The organism is Oleiphilus sp. HI0079, from assembly GCF_001635105.1.
The window spans coordinates 1-661 of record NZ_LWFT01000078.1 but is presented as its reverse complement, the minus strand read 5'-3'; the positions used below and the strand labels follow the sequence as shown (position 1 = coordinate 661).

Here is a 661-nt window from a genome sequence, read left to right as displayed (position 1 = left end):
CCTGCATATGAAACGTAAGATATTGCTCGGCAAGTTGCACCTGCGACTGAAGCGCATCATCGATCTCGTTGGTAGATACACTGGGTTGCTGTTCATTACTCATAGTCACATCTCAAACGGGTTTGTTATGCAGCTGCCGTATCGTCGTCAGCAACCGTTTTCTTGTAGTCGTCACGACTGACGCCAGACAGCTTCACCAAGCCTCCAATATCCAAGATCAATGACACGGTGCCGTCACCAAGAATTGTCGCACCGGAGATCCCATCCACAGAACGGTAGTTTTCTTGCAGACTCTTGATCACCACTTGCTGCTGAGCAAGAAGATCATCGACCAAGATGGCGACCTTCATATTGTCGCCCTCAACTACCACAAGGAGGCCATCCTCTAGCTTTTCGGAATCGGGTTTGATGTTAAAAATATCCCAGAGTCTAACAATAGGCACATACTCATCACGCAAGCGAAGTACCTCGCAGCCAGATGAAACCCGATGGATCATCTGATCGTAGGTTTGAATCGATTCAACAATCGAAACCAGCGGGAAGATAAAGACATCGCTCCCTACTCGAATGAGTTGCCCATCAAGAATCGCTAATGTTAGTGGCAAGCGAATGGTAAACGTACTGCCCTCACCCGCTGTTGATTCGACCTCAACGGAACCAT

General features: G+C 48.3%; 1 protein-coding gene. It reads right to left on the bottom strand.

The genetic code is table 11. From position 1 onward, the window contains the following. Positions 1 to 125: 125 nt before the first annotated feature. On the bottom strand, positions 126 to 661 hold a 536-nt coding region (locus A3750_RS01130), incomplete at its 5' end, for a chemotaxis protein CheW (protein WP_197474783.1).